Origin of the sequence: Maricaulis sp. D1M11, from assembly GCF_047308265.1 — a bacterium.
In the GTDB taxonomy this organism is placed as follows: domain Bacteria; phylum Pseudomonadota; class Alphaproteobacteria; order Caulobacterales; family Maricaulaceae; genus Maricaulis.
The window spans coordinates 1-826 of record NZ_JBKQWY010000014.1; the positions used below are offsets into that span (position 1 = coordinate 1).

The window sequence follows — 826 nt, forward strand, 5'->3', positions numbered from 1 at the left end:
CGCCACGATCGGCGACACCTCCCCGCTCGCTCCTGTGCCCAAGGCCCAGAAAAACGGCTGCGGCGGCGTCGGACAAATATTGCTGGTGGCCATTGCGGTCGTGGTCGCGACAATTGTCACGGCCGGTGTGGCGGGTGTCCTGGGAGGTGGCACTTTTACGGGCGGCATCGGGGCCTTCTTGGGAGGCACGTCAATCTCAGCGATCGCTACCACCACAGCCGGAACAGTTGCAGCCGGTGCCGTGGGAGGGGCGGTCGGCTCCATCGTCAGTCAGGGCGTTGGCGTTGCAACCGGTATTCAAGACAAGTTCTCCTGGAACGCGGTCGCCATGGCCGGTCTGCAAGGCGGGATTGGAGCGGGGCTAGGCACGTCCGCAGAAAATACCCTTATGGGCAAAAGAGATTTCGTTGCAGGGTTTTCCAGAGGCGTGGCTAGCTCAATCCTGTCCCAAGGAATTGGCGTCGCTACCGGGCTTCAAGATCGTTTCTCCTGGGCTGCCGTTGCAGCTTCAGGAGTCGGGGGAGGCGTAAGCACTGTCGTCGCGAGTGAATTGGGTGTTGAAAGCTTAATGCATGGTGATCTGACCGCGGGGAAAATCGCAAGTCACGTCGCTATGGGAGCAGCCGGAGGCATAGCCAATGCAGCAACAAGGTCGCTAATTGAGGGAACGGATTTCGGCGACAATATCCTCGCCGCCCTGCCCAGCGTGATTGGTAATACGATCGGCGATCTCATTGCCAGAGGGGCCTGTTTTGTGGCTGGCACCGCGATCCATACGCCCGACGGGCTAAGACCGATCGAGGATATCCGCGTGGGTGACTGGGTC

At 60.4% G+C, this 826-nt stretch carries 1 pseudogene; it reads left to right on the forward strand.

Going from position 1 to position 826, the window contains the following annotated elements:
• Positions 1 to 826: pseudogene (locus RMQ97_RS15420) on the forward strand (hypothetical protein); the annotation flags it as partial.